Annotated in this window: 15 protein-coding genes; 7 read left to right on the plus strand and 8 right to left on the minus strand. The window is 73.4% G+C overall.

Annotation, left to right across the window (positions count from 1 at the left end; genetic code table 11):
- Positions 1-132: 132 nt before the first annotated feature.
- Positions 133-633 carry an Lrp/AsnC family transcriptional regulator gene (locus SCK26_RS18400; protein ID WP_318202394.1) on the plus strand — a complete coding sequence of 167 codons (501 nt, stop codon included), beginning with the start codon at positions 133-135 and terminating at the stop codon, positions 631-633.
- A 2-nt stretch (positions 634-635) separates the two neighbouring features.
- Here SCK26_RS18400 and SCK26_RS18405 read toward each other — a convergent pair whose 3' ends face one another.
- Both SCK26_RS18405 and SCK26_RS18410 read right to left on the minus strand, forming a co-directional pair.
- Complete coding sequence (locus tag SCK26_RS18405) at positions 636-1,223, minus strand: TetR/AcrR family transcriptional regulator (protein ID WP_318202395.1); 588 nt, start codon at positions 1,221-1,223, stop codon at positions 636-638.
- Positions 1,220-2,734, minus strand: a complete 1,515-nt coding sequence (locus SCK26_RS18410) for a 3-hydroxyacyl-CoA dehydrogenase (RefSeq protein WP_318202396.1) — start codon at positions 2,732-2,734, stop codon at positions 1,220-1,222. The genes SCK26_RS18405 and SCK26_RS18410 overlap by 4 nt, the downstream gene beginning before the upstream one ends.
- 148 nt (positions 2,735-2,882) lie before the next feature.
- On the opposite strand from SCK26_RS18410, the gene paaN reads away from it, so the two are divergent.
- Positions 2,883-4,577 (plus strand): phenylacetic acid degradation protein PaaN, encoded by a 1,695-nt coding sequence (gene paaN / locus SCK26_RS18415; RefSeq protein ID WP_318202397.1) that lies wholly within the window; start codon positions 2,883-2,885, stop codon positions 4,575-4,577.
- Here paaN and SCK26_RS18420 read toward each other — a convergent pair.
- Genes SCK26_RS18420 through SCK26_RS18430 form a run of 3 tightly spaced genes read right to left on the minus strand, consistent with a single transcriptional unit; the run spans position 4,574 to position 7,352 of the window.
- Positions 4,574-5,326: a TrmH family RNA methyltransferase gene (locus SCK26_RS18420; protein ID WP_318202398.1), complete on the minus strand. Its 753-nt coding sequence runs from the start codon at positions 5,324-5,326 to the stop codon at positions 4,574-4,576. The two genes, paaN and SCK26_RS18420, sit on opposite strands and share 4 nt — an antisense overlap.
- Positions 5,323-6,525, minus strand: a complete 1,203-nt coding sequence (locus SCK26_RS18425) for an HTTM domain-containing protein (RefSeq protein ID WP_318202399.1) — start codon at positions 6,523-6,525, stop codon at positions 5,323-5,325. The genes SCK26_RS18420 and SCK26_RS18425 overlap by 4 nt, the downstream gene beginning before the upstream one ends.
- Positions 6,522-7,352: a DUF5819 family protein gene (locus SCK26_RS18430; RefSeq protein ID WP_318202400.1), complete on the minus strand. Its 831-nt coding sequence runs from the start codon at positions 7,350-7,352 to the stop codon at positions 6,522-6,524. Before SCK26_RS18430 ends, SCK26_RS18425 begins: the two co-directional genes overlap by 4 nt.
- A gap of 533 nt (positions 7,353-7,885) precedes the next feature.
- On the opposite strand from SCK26_RS18430, the gene paaA reads away from it, so the two are divergent.
- From paaA to SCK26_RS18455, 5 genes are read left to right on the plus strand one after another with little or no spacing between them, the layout of a single operon-like run.
- Entirely contained in the window at positions 7,886-8,902 is a 1,017-nt protein-coding gene (gene paaA, locus SCK26_RS18435; protein ID WP_318202401.1) for a 1,2-phenylacetyl-CoA epoxidase subunit PaaA, read from the plus strand.
- A complete protein-coding gene (gene paaB / locus SCK26_RS18440) occupies positions 8,899-9,186 on the plus strand; it encodes a 1,2-phenylacetyl-CoA epoxidase subunit PaaB (protein ID WP_190016117.1) in 288 nt (95 codons plus the stop codon). The genes paaA and paaB overlap by 4 nt, the downstream gene beginning before the upstream one ends.
- Positions 9,183-9,914, plus strand: coding sequence for a 1,2-phenylacetyl-CoA epoxidase subunit PaaC (gene paaC / locus SCK26_RS18445; protein WP_318202402.1), 732 nt, complete (start codon positions 9,183-9,185; stop codon positions 9,912-9,914). Before paaB ends, paaC begins: the two co-directional genes overlap by 4 nt.
- Complete coding sequence (gene paaD, locus SCK26_RS18450; RefSeq protein WP_318202403.1) at positions 9,908-10,465, plus strand: 1,2-phenylacetyl-CoA epoxidase subunit PaaD; 558 nt, start codon at positions 9,908-9,910, stop codon at positions 10,463-10,465. The genes paaC and paaD overlap by 7 nt, the downstream gene beginning before the upstream one ends.
- Entirely contained in the window at positions 10,465-11,529 is a 1,065-nt protein-coding gene (locus SCK26_RS18455; protein ID WP_318202404.1) for a 2Fe-2S iron-sulfur cluster-binding protein, read from the plus strand. Before paaD ends, SCK26_RS18455 begins: the two co-directional genes overlap by 1 nt.
- 127 nt (positions 11,530-11,656) lie before the next feature.
- Here SCK26_RS18455 and SCK26_RS18460 read toward each other — a convergent pair whose 3' ends face one another.
- From SCK26_RS18460 to SCK26_RS18470, 3 genes are all read right to left on the minus strand, one after another.
- Positions 11,657-12,004: a rhodanese-like domain-containing protein gene (locus SCK26_RS18460; RefSeq protein ID WP_318202405.1), complete on the minus strand. Its 348-nt coding sequence runs from the start codon at positions 12,002-12,004 to the stop codon at positions 11,657-11,659.
- Between the two features lie 26 nt (positions 12,005-12,030).
- A complete protein-coding gene (locus SCK26_RS18465) occupies positions 12,031-12,846 on the minus strand; it encodes a hypothetical protein (protein ID WP_318202406.1) in 816 nt (271 codons plus the stop codon).
- Between the two features lie 265 nt (positions 12,847-13,111).
- Entirely contained in the window at positions 13,112-14,674 is a 1,563-nt protein-coding gene (locus tag SCK26_RS18470) for a DUF2252 domain-containing protein (protein ID WP_318202407.1), read from the minus strand.
- Positions 14,675-14,724: the final 50 nt, after the last annotated feature.

A 14,724-nucleotide genomic window follows, 5' to 3' on the forward strand; every position in this document is an offset into this window, starting at 1 on the left:
TGTGACCCGTCTCACCTACCGATTGTTCGGTCGTCGGCACATTTTGGCTACAGGCACCCTCAGGCTGTGGACAAACGGTTCTCCACAGCCTGGAATGAACGCAGGACGTCCACGGCGAGGAAGCGGGGGGACATGGCGCCTGAACAAATGGCCGACGGGCCGCAGGGGGGCGGCACGCCGCCGCAGCCGCGCCCGCTGGACGCCATCGACCAGGACATCCTGAGGATCCTCCAGGCCGACGGCCGCGCCTCGATACGGTCCGTCGCCGAGCGGGTGCACGTCTCGCGCGCCAACGCCTACGCGCGGATCAACCGGCTCGTCGAGGACGGCGTGATCCGGGGTTTCAGCGCCCGCGTGGACCACGAGCGGGCCGGCCACGGCACGTCCGCCTACATCACGCTGAAGATCGTGCAGAACAGCTGGCGCACGGTCCGCGAACGGCTCCGGCAGCTGCCCGGCGCCTCCCACATCGCCCTGGTGGGCGGCGACTTCGATGTGCTGCTGCTGGTGCACACGCCCGACAACCGGGCGCTGCGCGAGCTGGTGCTGACCCGGCTCCAGGCGATCCCCGAGGTGCTCAGCAGCCGCACGCTGCTGGTGTTCGAGGAGGAGGACCTGGAGCCGGACGGCTGAGGTCAGCCCCGGCGCAGCCCCGAGAAGACCAACTGGACGACGGCGTCGGCCACGTCCCGGTCGCTGGCGCCGCGCACGTCCGGCCGGTACCACTCCACGATGGAGTTGATCATTCCGAAGACCAGCCGGGTGGCCAGCCGCACCTCCACGTCGCCGCGTATGTCGCCGTCGTCCGCCGCCGCCTTCATCAGCCCGGCCACCCGGTGGTCGAAGTCGCGGCGCCGCTCCAGCGCCCACCGCTCGGTCTCGGTGTTGCCGCGCACGCGCAGCAGCAGCGTGACGTGGGGCAGTTCGGCGGTGAGCACCTCGACCATGCGGCGCACCACGTGCTCCAGCCGGTCGGCGGCGCGCCCGGTACGCGCGTGCTCCTCGTCGAGGATCGCGAACAGGCCGTCCAGCGCGCGGCTGACGGCCCGGCGCAGCAGTTCCTCCTTGCCGCTGACGTGGTGGTAGATCGACGACTTGGAGATGCCGGCCGCCTTGGACAGGTGCTCCATGGAGGTGCCGTCGTAGCCGCGTTCGTTGAAGACCCGCACGGCGACGGAGAGCAGCGTCTCGGGGGTGTAGGTGTCGCGTCGGGCCGTGGTCATGAGGTGTTCTCCCGCCGGTCGTTGGCGTAGGCGTGCCGGTAGAGCGCGAGGGAGGGCGCGTAGCGTCCGGAAGGGTCGCGCTCGTGCATCTCGTCCAGGAGGTCGAAGGCGAAGTCGCGCCCGAGCCCGCGGTCCCACTCGAAGGGGCCGAGCGGGTAGTTGACGCCCAGGCGCATCGCGGTGTCGATGTCCTCCTCGGTGGCCACGCCCTTGGCGACGGCGTCGTGGGCGAGGTCGATGATCCGGGCGACGGTACGCGCGACGATCATGCCGGGGACGTCGCCGATGACGCTGACGTCCTTGCCGAGCGCCTGGAAGAGCCCGGTGGCCTCGGCGAGGGCGCGCGGCGAGGTGTCCGGGGAGGCGGACAGGGCGATCCGGGTGGCCTTCCGGTAGTCCAGCGCGAGGTCGAAGTAGACGACGTCGCCGAACTCGCCGGAGGTCTGGCCGTCGGCCAGCACCAGGTCACCGCCGCCGGGCAGGACCAGGCGGGTGCCCTGGTTCTCGTCCTCCTCGCGGACCTGGATGCCCGCCTCACGGATCAGCGTGAGCAGCTCGGCCGCCGGGCCCAGGCCGCCCTCGGCGACGACGTAGGCGGGCGGCTGCTCCTTGTCGGCGGTGTGCGGCTCGGGCCGCTCGGCGCCGTCGGCGTAGTCGTACCAGCCGCGTCCGCTCTTGCGGCCGAGCCGGCCGGACTCCACCAGGCGCCGCTGGGCCAGGGAGGGGGTGAAGCGCACGTCCTGGAAGAAGGACTGCCACACCGAGTGGGTGACGGACTCGTTGACGTCCTGGCCGATCAGGTCGGTCAGCTCGAACGCGCCCATCTTGAAGCCGCCCGACTCGCGCAGGACCGCGTCGATGGTCGCGGGGTCGGCGGCCTGGGACTCGTAGACGGCGAACGCCTCGGCGTAGAAGGGCCGGGCGATGCGGTTGACGATGAAACCGGGAGTGTCGGCGCAGGCCACCGGGGTCTTGCCCCAGGCGCGGGCGGTCTCGTACGCGCGCGTGGCCGACGTGAAGTCGGTGGCGAAGCCGGAGACCACCTCCACCAGCGGCAGCAGCGGCGCGGGGTTGAAGAAGTGCAGGCCGACGAAGCGGCCCGGGTGGCGCAGGGCGCCGCCGATCGCCGTCACCGACAGCGAGGAGGTGTTGGTGGCCAGCAGGCAGTCCTCGGCGACGACGTCCTCCAGCTCGCCGAAGAGCCGCTGCTTGACGTCCAGCCGCTCCAGGACCGCCTCGACGACCAGGCCGCAGTCGGCCAGCTCCGCGAGGCCGTCCACGGGCGTGAGACGGGCGCGGGCCGCGTCCCGGTCGCCGGCGGCGAGCCGGCCCTTGTCCACGAGCCGGTCGAGCCGGGCGCCGATCGCTCCGGCCGCGTCCCGGGCCCGCCCGGGCACGGCGTCGTACAGCCGTACGGGATGGCCGGCGACCAGCGCGACCTGGGCGATGCCCTGGCCCATGGTGCCGGTGCCGACGACGGCCACGGGGCTGCTGAGGTCGAGTCCTGTCATGTGCGCGATCCTCCCGCACGACGTTTTCCACAGATGCGGCGGACCCCCTTGTCCCGACCGATCGTTCGGTTACTCTAGCTCTGACGGGCAGCCCCTGCCCAGGTCACGGTCTCGACGAAGAGGTCTCCAGACGAGGAGTTGGTCCCGCATGGCCGCCGAACCGACCGCCCACGAGCTGCTCCGGAAGCACCGGCCCACGCTCGACCAGGCGCTGGAAGCGATCCGCACGCGCGCGTACTGGTCCCCGCACCCCGAGCACCCGAAGGCGTACGGCGAGGACGGCAGCCTGGACGCGGCGGCGGGCAAGGCCGCCTTCGACGCCCTGCTGGGCAACCGCCTGGACCTCGCCGACCAGCCGGGCATCGACGACTGGGTCGGCGAGGAGGTCTCCCCGTACGGCATCGAGCTGGGCGTGAGCTACCCGCACGCGGACCTCGACGTGCTGCTGCCCGCGATGCGAAATGGGCAGCGCGCCTGGCGGGACGCGGGCCCGGAGCTGCGGGCCGTGGTCTGCCTGGAGATCCTCAAGCGGATCAGCGACCGCACGCACCAGTTCGCGCACGCGGTCATGCACACCTCCGGCCAGGCGTTCATGATGGCGTTCCAGGCGGGCGGCCCGCACGCCCAGGACCGCGGCCTGGAGGCGGTGGCGTACGCGTACGCGGAGCAGATCCGCACACCGGAGCAGGCGGACTGGACCAAGCCGCAGGGCAAGCGCGACCCGCTGGTCCTCACCAAGCGGTTCACCGCGGTCCCGCGCGGCATCGGCCTGGTCATCGGCTGCAACACCTTCCCGACCTGGAACGGCTACCCGGGCCTGTTCGCCTCCCTGGCCACCGGCAACGCGGTCCTGGTCAAGCCGCACCCGCGCGCGGTGCTGCCGCTCGCGCTGACCGTCCGCGTCGCCCGGGACGTGCTCGCCGACGCGGGCTTCGACCCGAACCTGGTCGCGCTGGCCGCCGAACGGCCCGGCGAGGGCATCGCCAAGACCCTCGCGCTGCGCCCCGAGATCAAGCTCATCGACTACACGGGCTCGACGGCGTTCGGGGACTGGCTGGAGGCCAACGCCCGCCAGGCGCAGGTCTACACGGAGAAGGCCGGCGTCAACACGGTGATCGTGCACTCCACGGACGACTACCGGGGCATGCTGTCCAACCTGGCGTTCTCGCTGTCCCTGTACAGCGGCCAGATGTGCACCACCCCGCAGAACCTGCTCATCCCCCGCGACGGCATCGCCACCGACCAGGGACACAAGACCTTCGACGAGGTCACCGCCGATCTCGCCCGCGCGGTCGACGGCCTGCTCGGCGACGACGCCCGCGCGAACGCGCTGCTCGGCGCGATCGTCAACCCGGACGTCAAGGCCCGCCTGGAGGCCGCGGCCGGTCTCGGGGAGGTCGCCCTCGCCTCCCGCGAGATCACCAACCCGGAGTTCCCGGACGCGGTGGTCCGCACCCCGGTCGTCGTCAAGCTGGACGGCGCCAAGCCGGACGACGAGGCCGCGTACATGAGCGAGTGCTTCGGCCCGGTCTCCTTCGCGGTCGCGGTCGACTCGGCGGCGGACGCCGTGGAGCTGCTGCGCCGCACCGTCCGGGAGAAGGGCGCCATGACGGTCGGCGCGTACACCACGGACGCCGCGACCGAGCAGGCCGTCGAGGAGGCATGCCTCGAAGAGGCGGCCCAGCTCTCCCTGAACCTGACCGGCGGGGTGTACGTCAACCAGACGGCCGCCTTCTCCGACTTCCACGGTTCCGGCGGCAACCCGGCGGCCAACGCGGCCCTCACCGACAGCGCCTTCGTGGCCAACCGCTTCCGGATGGTGGAGGTGCGGCGGGAGGCCTAGGCGGCGGGCCCGCCCCCGGTCGCGCTCCAGTGGTACAGCGTCATCGCCACGCTGGTGGCGAGGTTGTAGCTGGAGACCTGGGGGCGCATCGGCAGGCGCAGCAGATGGTCGGCGCGGGCGCGCAGCTCCGCCGAGAGGCCGGTGCGTTCCGAGCCGAAGGCCAGCACGGCGTCGTCCGGCAGCCGGGTGCCGCGGATGTCCTCGCCCTCCGGGTCCAGCGCGAACAGCGGCCCGGCGGGGAGGCCGGCGAGGTCCAGGCGCTCCACGGCGGTCGCGAAGTGCAGACCCGCGCCGCCGCGCACCACGGTGGGGTGCCAGGGGTCGAGCGTGCCCGTGGTGACCACCCCCGTCGCCCCGAACCCGGCGGCCAGCCGGATCACGGCGCCGGCGTTGCCGAGGTTGCGCGGGTTGTCCAGGACCACGACGGGAGCGGTGCGGGGCGTGCGGGCGAGCGCCCGCAGATTCGCCTCCCGGGACGGCCGTACGGCCAGGGCGGCCACACCGGTCGGATGCGGACGCGGGACGAGGGAGGCGTACGCCTGCCCGGACACCTCCGTCAGCAGGGCGTCCAGGGTGCCGCGGACGTCCCCGGCCAGTTCCTCGGCGAGACCGAGCGTGGCCTCCCGGTCGGTGGTGACGGCGAGGAGCACCTCGGCGCCGAAGCGCAGCGCGTGCTTGAGGGCATGGAAGCCGTCGAGCAGGACGGCACCCTCCTCGTGCGCGCGCCAGCGGCTCAGCGGGTCGGTCATGCGGTGAACCCTACGTGGTCGGGGGTGCCCTCCTCCGCGGAGCGCGGCGCCGGCACCGCACGGCGGGCGAGCCGCCCGCGCGCGCGTGCCGCCAGGTCGCCGAGCCGGCGCAGGAAGGACGTCGGCAGGAAGACCGAGTCGGCGGCGATCATCGCCAGCGAGAAGAACGGCAGGCCGAGGACGACCGCGATCACCGCGTGCTCGGCCATCATCATCACCAGCAGGACGTTCTTGACCCGCCGGTTGAACAGGCTGAACGGGAAGGCGACCTGCACCATGACCGTCCCGTAGGCCACGATCATCATGATCGTGCCGCTGGAGGACATCAGGTCCGCCAGCGCCGGCCAGGGCGAGAAGTAGTCCAGGTGGAGCGGGTAGTAGACGGCGGTCCCGTCCTGCCAGCGCGAGCCCTGGACCTTGTACCAGCCGGCCGTGGCGTAGATCAGGCACGCCTCCGCCATGATCACGACCAGGGCGCCGTTGTGCAGGATGTTGGCCACGACGTCGAGCAGGACCCGTGGCTCCCGCGAGGCCGCCCGGCGCCCGGCGGCCCACCACAGGCCGAGTCCCGCCCAGGCCGTCCACAGCAGCACCGGGATCACCCGGCCGTTGTCGAACCGCCCGGTCAGCGTCGCCGCGCCGAGCGCCAGACCGAGCACCGCCCACAGCACCGGACCCACCCGGTCGGCGGCCACCCGCTCCCCGCGCGCGCGTGCCGCCGCCTCGCGCGCCGCTCGGCGGGCGTCGAGGGACCAGACCTGTCCGCAGCGCGTGAACACCAGGTAGATCGACATCAGGTGCAGCACGTTGTCGCCGCCGTCGCCCACGAAGACGCTGCGGTTCTGCAACGACAGCACGCCGACCATGAACAGCAGGGAGGAGGTGCGGGTGCGCCAGCCGAGCGCCAGCGAGGCGGCGGCGAGGAGGGCCAGCGCGTAGCAGACCTCGAACCACAGCCGCCCGTCGGACCACAGCAGCGCCGTGAAGGCGTGATTGTCGTCGGTCAGCTGTCTGGCGAGGTTCCAGCCCCAGGGCCCGGAGGGTCCGTACAGCTCCTGGCGGTGGGGGAACTCGCGCAGCAGGAACAGCAGCCAGGTCCCGGCGAACCCGATCCGGATCACGGCGCTCTGGTACGGGCCGAGGGCCGCGCCGGTGACCCGCGCGATACCGCGCGACAGCGTCAGTGAGAACTGGTTCACCGCACGCCTCCCGCGGCCTCGTCGGACGTCAGGGACCACCAGGGCAGCAGGCGGTAGACGGGCTTGTCGGGCACGCGTTCACGACTCCAGGCGGGCGGCTGCACATTGAGGGTGCTGGAACGGACCTGTACGCGCTGGATCACGCCGTCCCGGCTCGTCGGATCGCTCCGGTACAGGCGCATCACCACGAGCCGGCGCAGGTACTGCTCGGACAGCGAGCCGCGCAGGCCCACGGCACGGTTGTCGGTGCCGTGGGTGGCGGTGAAGAAGTCCCAGGCGCGGCGCAGTTCGTTCTGCTGCGTGTGGCTCGGCACCAGGTTGCCGTCGATGGCGGCGCCGTCCTGGGCGGACAGGTCGGTCCAGCCGGTGGTGCGCAGCCCGCCGTCCCGCGTCCGCACCTCGGCGCGGACCTGTACGGCGATGTTCTGCTGGAGCGGATTGGGGGCGAACAGCTTCCAGTTCTGCTCGAACTCGGGATACACCCATTCCTCTATCGCCTCGCCGTGCTGCTTCGTCACGGTGTTGGAGGGCGCGAGGCTGAGGAACACCATCAGCAGGTGCACACAGGCGGCCACTCCGACCACCGCGAGCGCCAGCGCGGCACCGACCTGGTAGGGAAGGGAGAGGGCGGCCACTCCGGTACGGGGACCGGGGGCGCCGGTACGGGGACCGGGCGGGGTGGGGTCGATGCGGGGCCAAGGGCCGGCGCCGGACGGCGGGGACGGCTGTGGCGGCCTTGCCTGCTGTGGCGGCTGTTCCGGGAGACGCGTCCCGGCCGGCCCGCCGGGAGCCTGCGGTTCCCGCGAGTCCTCGTCGTACGCGTCCATTCCGTCCCGTTCCCCGTCTCGGCTCGTTCTCGTTCGGCCCGGTCGTTCCGCTCGGCATCCGGCATCCGGCCCGGTGGGGCAGCCCGGCGGCGCCGGGTTCGTCACCGGCGCCGCGTGCTGCGCGAGCACCACGTCTCGGCGCCCGCACGGAACGGTACTCAGCCGGGGGCGCCGGGCGCAGCCCCGGGTACGAACCGAGCACGCGGCCCGGGCCGCGGACGGTGTCCCGAGGCGGGCCGCCCGGCCCACGACGCCTTGACCGGCAACCGGTGACGCGGCACCGGCATCCGACAGCGCCCCCGGGCCAGGTCGACATCCCGCAGCCGACCGCTCCCCACCTCCCCTTTCCCTCCGGCCCGACCAGCCCCGCGGCCCCGCGCCCCCGAGTTGTCCACAGGCGGGGGCGGGAGTTTTCCACAGCGGTTGACACCCCGTGGCGGCCCGGCACACCATGGATGCGCACGGACCGAACGATCGGTCGGGCCGGTGCAGACGGACAGTGTTCACCGCACAGCCGAGGTCAGGGGGACCGCATGGCCACAGCAGCCGCGCAGCGCACGGACCGCACCGGGGCGGACGGCGCGCCGGACACCGCCGGCACGGCGGCCTACCAGCGCGCGTTCGACGCGGCCGTGGCCGCGGACGAACGCATCGAACCGCGCGACTGGATGCCCGACGCCTACCGCGCGACCCTGGTCCGGCAGATCGCCCAGCACGCGCACTCCGAGATCATCGGAATGCAGCCGGAGGCCAACTGGATCACCCGCGCGCCCTCCCTGCGCCGCAAGGCGATCCTGATGGCCAAGGTCCAGGACGAGGCGGGCCACGGCCTGTACCTGTACGGCGCGGCGGAGACGCTCGGCACCGGCCGCGACGAGCTGCTCGACAAACTGCACGCCGGCCGCCAGAAGTACTCCTCGATCTTCAACTACCCGACCCTGACCTGGGCCGACGTCGGCGCGATCGGCTGGCTGGTGGACGGCGCCGCGATCACCAACCAGGTGCCCCTGTGCCGCTGCTCCTACGGCCCGTACGCCCGCGCGATGGTCCGGATCTGCAAGGAGGAGTCCTTCCACCAGCGCCAGGGCTACGAACTGCTGCTGGCCCTCGGCAAGGGCACACCGGAGCAGCACGCCATGGCACAGGACGCCGTGGACCGCTGGTGGTGGCCGTCGCTGATGATGTTCGGCCCGCCCGACGACGAGTCCCAGCACTCCGCGCAGTCGATGGAGTGGAAGATCAAGCGCCACTCCAACGACGAGCTGCGCCAGCGCTTCGTGGACATCTGCGTCCCGCAGGCCGAATCCCTGGGCCTCACCCTCCCCGACCCGGAGCTGCGGTGGAACGAGGAGCGGGGGCACTACGACTTCGGCCCGATCGACTGGACGGAGTTCTGGGAGGTCCTCAAGGGCAACGGCCCCTGCAACGACCAGCGCCTCACCCAGCGCAGGCGCGCCCACGACGAGGGCGCGTGGGTACGGGAAGCCGCCGCGGCCTACGCGGCCAAGCACACCGGCGACACCGGTGGGACGGGAGCGACGCGAGCATGAGCACCACCGACTGGCCCCTGTGGGAGGTCTTCGTGCGCTCCCGGCGCGGCCTGTCCCACACCCACGCCGGCAGCCTGCACGCGCCCGACGCCGAGCTGGCCCTGCGCAACGCCCGCGATCTGTACACCCGGCGCGGCGAGGGCGTGTCCATCTGGGTCGTCCCGGCCACCGCGATCACCGCCTCCTCGCCGGACGAGAAGGACCCCTTCTTCGAGCCGGCCGCCGACAAGCCCTACCGGCACCCGACCTTCTACGAGATCCCGGAAGGGGTGAAGCACCTGTGACCGCCACCGGCCCCGCCACCGTCCCGGTGACCGCCGCGCTCGCCCTCGGCGACGACGCCCTGGTGCTCTCCCACCGCCTCGGGGAGTGGGCCGGACACGCTCCCGTCCTGGAGGAGGAGGTCGCCCTCGCCAACATCGCCCTGGACCTGCTCGGCCAGGCCCGGGTGCTGCTGTCGCTGGCCGGCGACGAGGACGAACTGGCGTATCTGCGCGAGGAACGCGCCTTCCGCAACCTCCAGCTGGTCGAGCAGCCGAACGGCGACTTCGCGCACACCATCGCCCGCCAGCTGTACTTCTCCACCTACCAACATCTCCTCTACGCCGAACTGGCCGCGGGCGGCGGCCCGTTCGCGCCGCTGGCCGCGAAGGCCGTGAAGGAGGTCGCCTACCACCGCGACCACGCCGAGCAGTGGACCCTGCGGCTCGGCGACGGCACGGACACCAGCCGCGAACGGATGGCCCGCGCCTGCGCCGCGCTGTGGCGGTACACCGGGGAGATGTTCCAGCCGGTGGAGGGCCTGACCGCCGACTGGGCAGCGCTGGAGGAACGCTGGCTGGAGTCCGTCGGGGACGTGCTGACCCGTGCCACACTCACCCTGCCCGGGGGACCGCGCACCGGGGCCTGGTCGGCGGGCGCCGGCCGGCAGGGCCTGCACACCGAGCCGTTCGGCCGGATGCTGGCCGAGATGCAGCACCTGCACCGCAGCCACCCGGGGGCGTCATGGTGACCGCCACCGCCCTGGAGGCGGAGCTGCTGGAGCTGGCCGGGTCGGTGCCCGACCCCGAACTGCCCGTGCTCACGCTGCGCGAACTGGGCGTGCTCCGCGCGGTGCGCGTCCACGGCGCGGACACGGTGGAGGTCGATCTCACCCCCACCTACACCGGCTGCCCCGCCATCGAGGCGATGAGCGTCGACATAGAGCGCGTGCTGCGCGCCCACGGCATGCGCGAGGTCACCGTCCGCACGGTGCTCGCTCCCGCCTGGTCGACCGACGACATCACTCCCGAAGGGCGCGAGAAACTGCGGGAGTTCGGCATCGCCCCGCCCCGCACGCGCCGAGCCGCCGGCCCGGTGCCGCTCGCCCTGGGCCCGACCCGCACCGACACCGCGCACGCCGACGGCGGCCGGCGCCCGGAGGCCGGGACGGAACCGGTCCGCTGCCCGCACTGCGGATCGGCCGGCACCGAGCTGCTGAGCCGGTTCTCCTCGACCGCGTGCAAGGCGCTGCGCCGGTGCCTGGCCTGCCGTGAACCGTTCGACCACTTCAAGGAGTTGTGATGGCGCGCTTCCACCCGCTCCCGGTGGCCGCGGTGGACCGGCTCACGGACGACTCCGTCGCCCTCACCCTCTCCGTTCCGCCGGAGCTGCGCGAGCAGTACCGGCACGCGCCCGGCCAGCACCTCGCGCTGCGCCGCCGGGTCGACGGCACGGAGGTCCGGCGCACCTATTCGATCTGCTCTCCCGCGCCCGACCCGGCCGGCGAGGGTCCGGCCGCCCTGCGGGTGGGGGTGCGGCTGGTGGAGGACGGTGCCTTCTCGACGTACGCGCTGAAGGAGATCAACGTCGGGGACGAGCTGGACGTGATGACCCCGGCGGGCCGCTTCACGCTGGAGCCGGCCCCGGGGCTGTACGCGGCGGTGGTCGGCGGCAGCGGCATCACCCCGGTGCTGTCCATCGTCGCCACGCTGCTGGCCCGCGAACCGGCGGCCCGGTTCTGCCTGATACGCGGCGACCGGACGGCCGCCTCGACGATGTTCCTGGAGGAGGTCGCCGACCTGAAGGATCGCTATCCCGAGCGGCTTCAGCTGGTGACCGTGCTCTCCCGGGAGGAACAGCAGGCGGGTCTGCCGTCGGGCCGGCTCGACCGGGAGCGGCTCACGGGGCTGCTGCCCGCGCTGCTGCCGGTGGACGAGGTGGCGGGCTGGTTCCTGTGCGGACCGTACGGACTGGTGCGGGGCACCGAGGAGGCGCTGCGCGACCTGGGCGTGGCGCGCGACCGGATCCACCAGGAGATCTTCCACGTGGACGCGGGCTCGGCCTCGGTGGCGACGGCGGCGGCTCCCGCGCACAGCACCGTCACCGCGCGGCTGGACGGTCGCGGCGGCACCTGGCCGGTGCGGGAGGGCGAGTCGCTGCTGGAGACGGTGCTGCGCAACCGGCCCGACGCGCCCTACGCCTGCAAGGGCGGGGTGTGCGGGACGTGCCGGGCCTTCCTGGTCGCGGGCGAGGTGCGCATGGACCGCAACTTCGCGCTGGAGACGGAGGAGACGGAGGCCGGATATGTGCTGGCCTGCCAGTCGCATCCGCTGACCGAGAAGGTGGAGCTGGACTTCGACCGCTGACCCGCCGTCCGTTGCCTTCTCCGCGCTGTGCCTCGTACCGCGCGAGGCGGACACGGTGCACCGCCGCCACGCCCGGGCCGGGCACCTGGAACCGGCGCCCGGCCCGGCGGCGGGGTACGAGGAGCGGCTAGGCGACGACGCCCGGGGTGCCGTCGTCGGTGACGACCGGGCGGCCGGCCTGCTGCCAGTCCTGCATGCCGCCGTCGACGTTCACCGCGTCGATGCCCTGCTGGACCAGGTACATGGTGACCTGGGCCGAGCGGCCGCCCGAGCGGCAGATGACGTGGACGCGGCCGTCCTGCGGGGCGGCCTCGGCCAGCTCGCCGTAGCGGGCCGCGAACTCGCTGAGGGGAATGTGCAGCGCTCCCTCGGCGTGGCCCGCCCGCCACTCGTCGTCCTCGCGGACGTCCAGCAGAAACGCGCCGTCCTTGAGATCCATGACCTGGACCGTGGGCACACCAGCTCCGAAATTCATGGCTCCGACGCTACCCGACGCCCGGCTCAGCCCTGTCCCAGCAGCCCGGCCAGCTCCGCCTCCCGCTGGGCGATGTCGGCGTGCAGCCGCCCGGCGATCTCGTCGAGCAGCCCGTCGGGGTCGTCCGGGGCGAGCCGGAGCAGCCCGGCGATCGCACCCTCCTCCAGCTCCCGGGCGACCAGCGTGATCAGCTCCTTGCGCTGGTCGAGCCATTCGAGGCGGGCGTACAGCTCCTCGGCCGGGCTCGGGCGGCGCTCGGGCGGCACCGGTCCGGCGGCCCACTCGGCGGCCAGCTCCGTGAGAAGGGTCTCGTCGCCGCGGGCGTAGGCGTCGTTGACCCGGCTGAGGAACTCCTCGCGCCGCTTGCGCTCGTCCTCCTCCTGGGCCAGGTCGGGGTGGGCCTTGCGGGCGAGGTCGCGGTAGAGCTTGCGGGCCCGCTCGCCGGGCCGCACCCGCTGCGGGGGCCGTACCGCCTGGCCGGTGAGCATGGCGGTGGCCTCCGGGAACAGGCCGTCGCCGTCCATCCAGCCGTGCAGCAGCTCCTCCACGCCCGGGAGCGGCAGCACCCGGGCGCGGGCCTCGTCGGCACGGCGGATGTCCTCGGGGTCGCCGGTGCGGGCGGCCCGCGCCTCGGCGATCCGCGCGTCCAGCTCCTCGATCCGGGCGTAGAGCGGGCCGAGCCGCTGGTCGTGCAGGCGGGAGAAGTTCTCGACCTCGACGCGGAACGTCTCCACGGCGATCTCGTACTCGATCAGCGCCTGCTCGGCGGCCCGGACGGCCTGCTCCAGCCGCTCCTCGGGACGCGGCTCCTCGGACGACTGGCCGGCTTCGGGGGTGGTCACCCGCTCAGCGTAGCGGCCGCGCGGCGCCGCGCTGAGCCTGAGCGGGAGTGAGGCTCCGGTGGCCCGGCCTCCCGGCGCCCCGCGGTGCGCCGCCGCAGAGGTGCCGGTGTGCCACCGGTGCGGGCGCGTCGGGACCGGGCACACGATCTCCCGCGCCCCTGGAAAGCGCGGAGCCCGAGCTGCTGGCAGGCGCGGAGCCCGCGACCCGGAAACCGTCCCGCGTTCCGGGAAAGCGCCTCATCACACGTGCCTTATCGAAGGTGCCTCATACCCCCGTCTCCGCCGCGATCCGGCCCGCCCGGATGCCCGCGAGGAGGTCGGCGTGGTCGGATTCGGTGCGGTCGGCGTAGGTGACGGCGAACGTGGCGACGGCCTCGTCCAGCTCCTCGTTCTTGCCGCAGTACCCGGCGATCAGCCGCGGGTCGGCGCCGTGGGAGTGGGCGCGGGCCAGCAGGGCGCCGGTCATCCGGCCGTAGTCGTCGAGCTGGTCGGCGGGGAGGGCGGCCGGGTCGACGCTGCCCTTGCGGTTGCGGAACTGGCGCACCTGGAACGGGCGCCCCTCGACAGTGGTCCAGCCGAGCAGGATGTCGCTGACCACCTGCATCCGCCGCTGGCCGAGGACCACCCGGCGGCCCTCGTGCGCCACCGGCGCCGCCGGAAAACCGGCCGTGGCCAGGTGCGGGAGGAGCGCGGAGGGGCGGGCCTCCTTCACCTGGAGGATCAGCGGCTCCTCGCGGTGGTCGAGCAGCAGGACGACGTAGGAACGGGTGCCGACGCTGCCGGTGCCGACCACCCGGAAGGCCACGTCGTGCACGGCGTACCGGGCGAGCAGGGGCCGCAGGTCCTCGCCGATCGTGCCGGCGTACTCCTCCAGGGCCAGGGCGACCGCGGCGGCCTCGGCGTCCGGGAGCGGGCGCAGCACCGGCGGGGCGGGCACGAACCGGCGGCCGCCGTCCGCGACGGGCTCCGTCGACTTGGCCGCGAACCGGCCGCTGGTGTTGGACCGGGCCTTCTCCGAGACCCGCTGGAGGGTGCCGAGCAGGTCGTGGGCGTCGGTGTGGGAGACCAGTTCCTCGTCCGCGATGGCGTTCCAGGCGTCGAGCACGGGCATCCTGGCGAGCAGCCGCATGGTGCGCCGGTAGGCGCCGACCGCGTCGCGGGCCGCCGCGCGGCAGGTGTCCTCGTCGGCGCCCGTCTCCCGGCCGGCCAGCACCAGGGAGGCCGCGAGCCGCTTCAGGTCCCACTCCCAGGGGCCGTGCACGGTCTCGTCGAAGTCGTTGAGGTCGATGACGAGTTCGCCGCGGGCGTCGCCGTAGAGGCCGAAGTTGGCCGCGTGCGCGTCCCCGCAGATCTGGGTGCCGATCCCGGTCATCGGGGTGCGGGCCAGGTCGTACGCCATGAGTCCGGCCGATCCGCGCAGGAAGGCGAACGGCCCGGCCGCCATCCGGCCCACGCGCAGCGGGGTCAGCTCGGGGATGCGGCCGGCGCCGGACTCGCGCACCGCGCTCACCGCGTCCGGCCGGCCGGTGTCCGGGTCGAACGCGTGGTGGGCGGAGCGCGGCACGCTCCGCCGCAGCGCCTTGCCCTGCTTCTTCGCCGACCCCGGCGCTCCCGGCGGCCCCGCTTCGCCCGCCGGCCCCCGCGGCGGCCAGGCGGCGAATCCCCGCACCCGGGGCAGCCGGCGCGCGCTCCCGTCCGCCGCGTCCGCCGTCTGTGCACCGCTTCCGGTCACCGCGACCGCCTCCCCCGTACTGCCCGCACACCCTCGAACGAGTGTCGCTACGAACTCCAGCCCGGACAGACGGTACAACCGGTGGCCGGAACGCATCAGCCCCGTCCGGGCGGCGCACCGTACGCTGAGGCGGAAACGACCGGGAT

Origin of the sequence: Streptomyces sp. SCL15-4 (assembly GCF_033366695.1) — a bacterium.
Classification (GTDB): domain Bacteria; phylum Actinomycetota; class Actinomycetes; order Streptomycetales; family Streptomycetaceae; genus Streptomyces.

What these genes read in the sequence shown, in the direction of transcription:
- paaD (WP_318202403.1), top strand. Translation starts at nt 9,908, where the DNA reads ATGGTGACCGCCACCGCCCTGGAGGCGGAGCTGCTGGAGCTGGCCGGG.
- paaA (WP_318202401.1), top strand. Translation starts at nt 7,886, where the DNA reads ATGGCCACAGCAGCCGCGCAGCGCACGGACCGCACCGGGGCGGACGGC.
- paaB (WP_190016117.1), top strand. Translation starts at nt 8,899, where the DNA reads ATGAGCACCACCGACTGGCCCCTGTGGGAGGTCTTCGTGCGCTCCCGG.
- SCK26_RS18400 (WP_318202394.1), top strand. Translation starts at nt 133, where the DNA reads ATGGCGCCTGAACAAATGGCCGACGGGCCGCAGGGGGGCGGCACGCCG.
- SCK26_RS18420 (WP_318202398.1), bottom strand. Translation starts at nt 5,326, where the DNA reads ATGACCGACCCGCTGAGCCGCTGGCGCGCGCACGAGGAGGGTGCCGTC.
- SCK26_RS18405 (WP_318202395.1), bottom strand. Translation starts at nt 1,223, where the DNA reads ATGACCACGGCCCGACGCGACACCTACACCCCCGAGACGCTGCTCTCC.
- SCK26_RS18455 (WP_318202404.1), top strand. Translation starts at nt 10,465, where the DNA reads ATGGCGCGCTTCCACCCGCTCCCGGTGGCCGCGGTGGACCGGCTCACG.
- SCK26_RS18410 (WP_318202396.1), bottom strand. Translation starts at nt 2,734, where the DNA reads ATGACAGGACTCGACCTCAGCAGCCCCGTGGCCGTCGTCGGCACCGGC.
- paaN (WP_318202397.1), top strand. Translation starts at nt 2,883, where the DNA reads ATGGCCGCCGAACCGACCGCCCACGAGCTGCTCCGGAAGCACCGGCCC.
- SCK26_RS18430 (WP_318202400.1), bottom strand. Translation starts at nt 7,352, where the DNA reads ATGGACGCGTACGACGAGGACTCGCGGGAACCGCAGGCTCCCGGCGGG.
- SCK26_RS18460 (WP_318202405.1), bottom strand. Translation starts at nt 12,004, where the DNA reads ATGAATTTCGGAGCTGGTGTGCCCACGGTCCAGGTCATGGATCTCAAG.
- SCK26_RS18470 (WP_318202407.1), bottom strand. Translation starts at nt 14,674, where the DNA reads ATGCGTTCCGGCCACCGGTTGTACCGTCTGTCCGGGCTGGAGTTCGTA.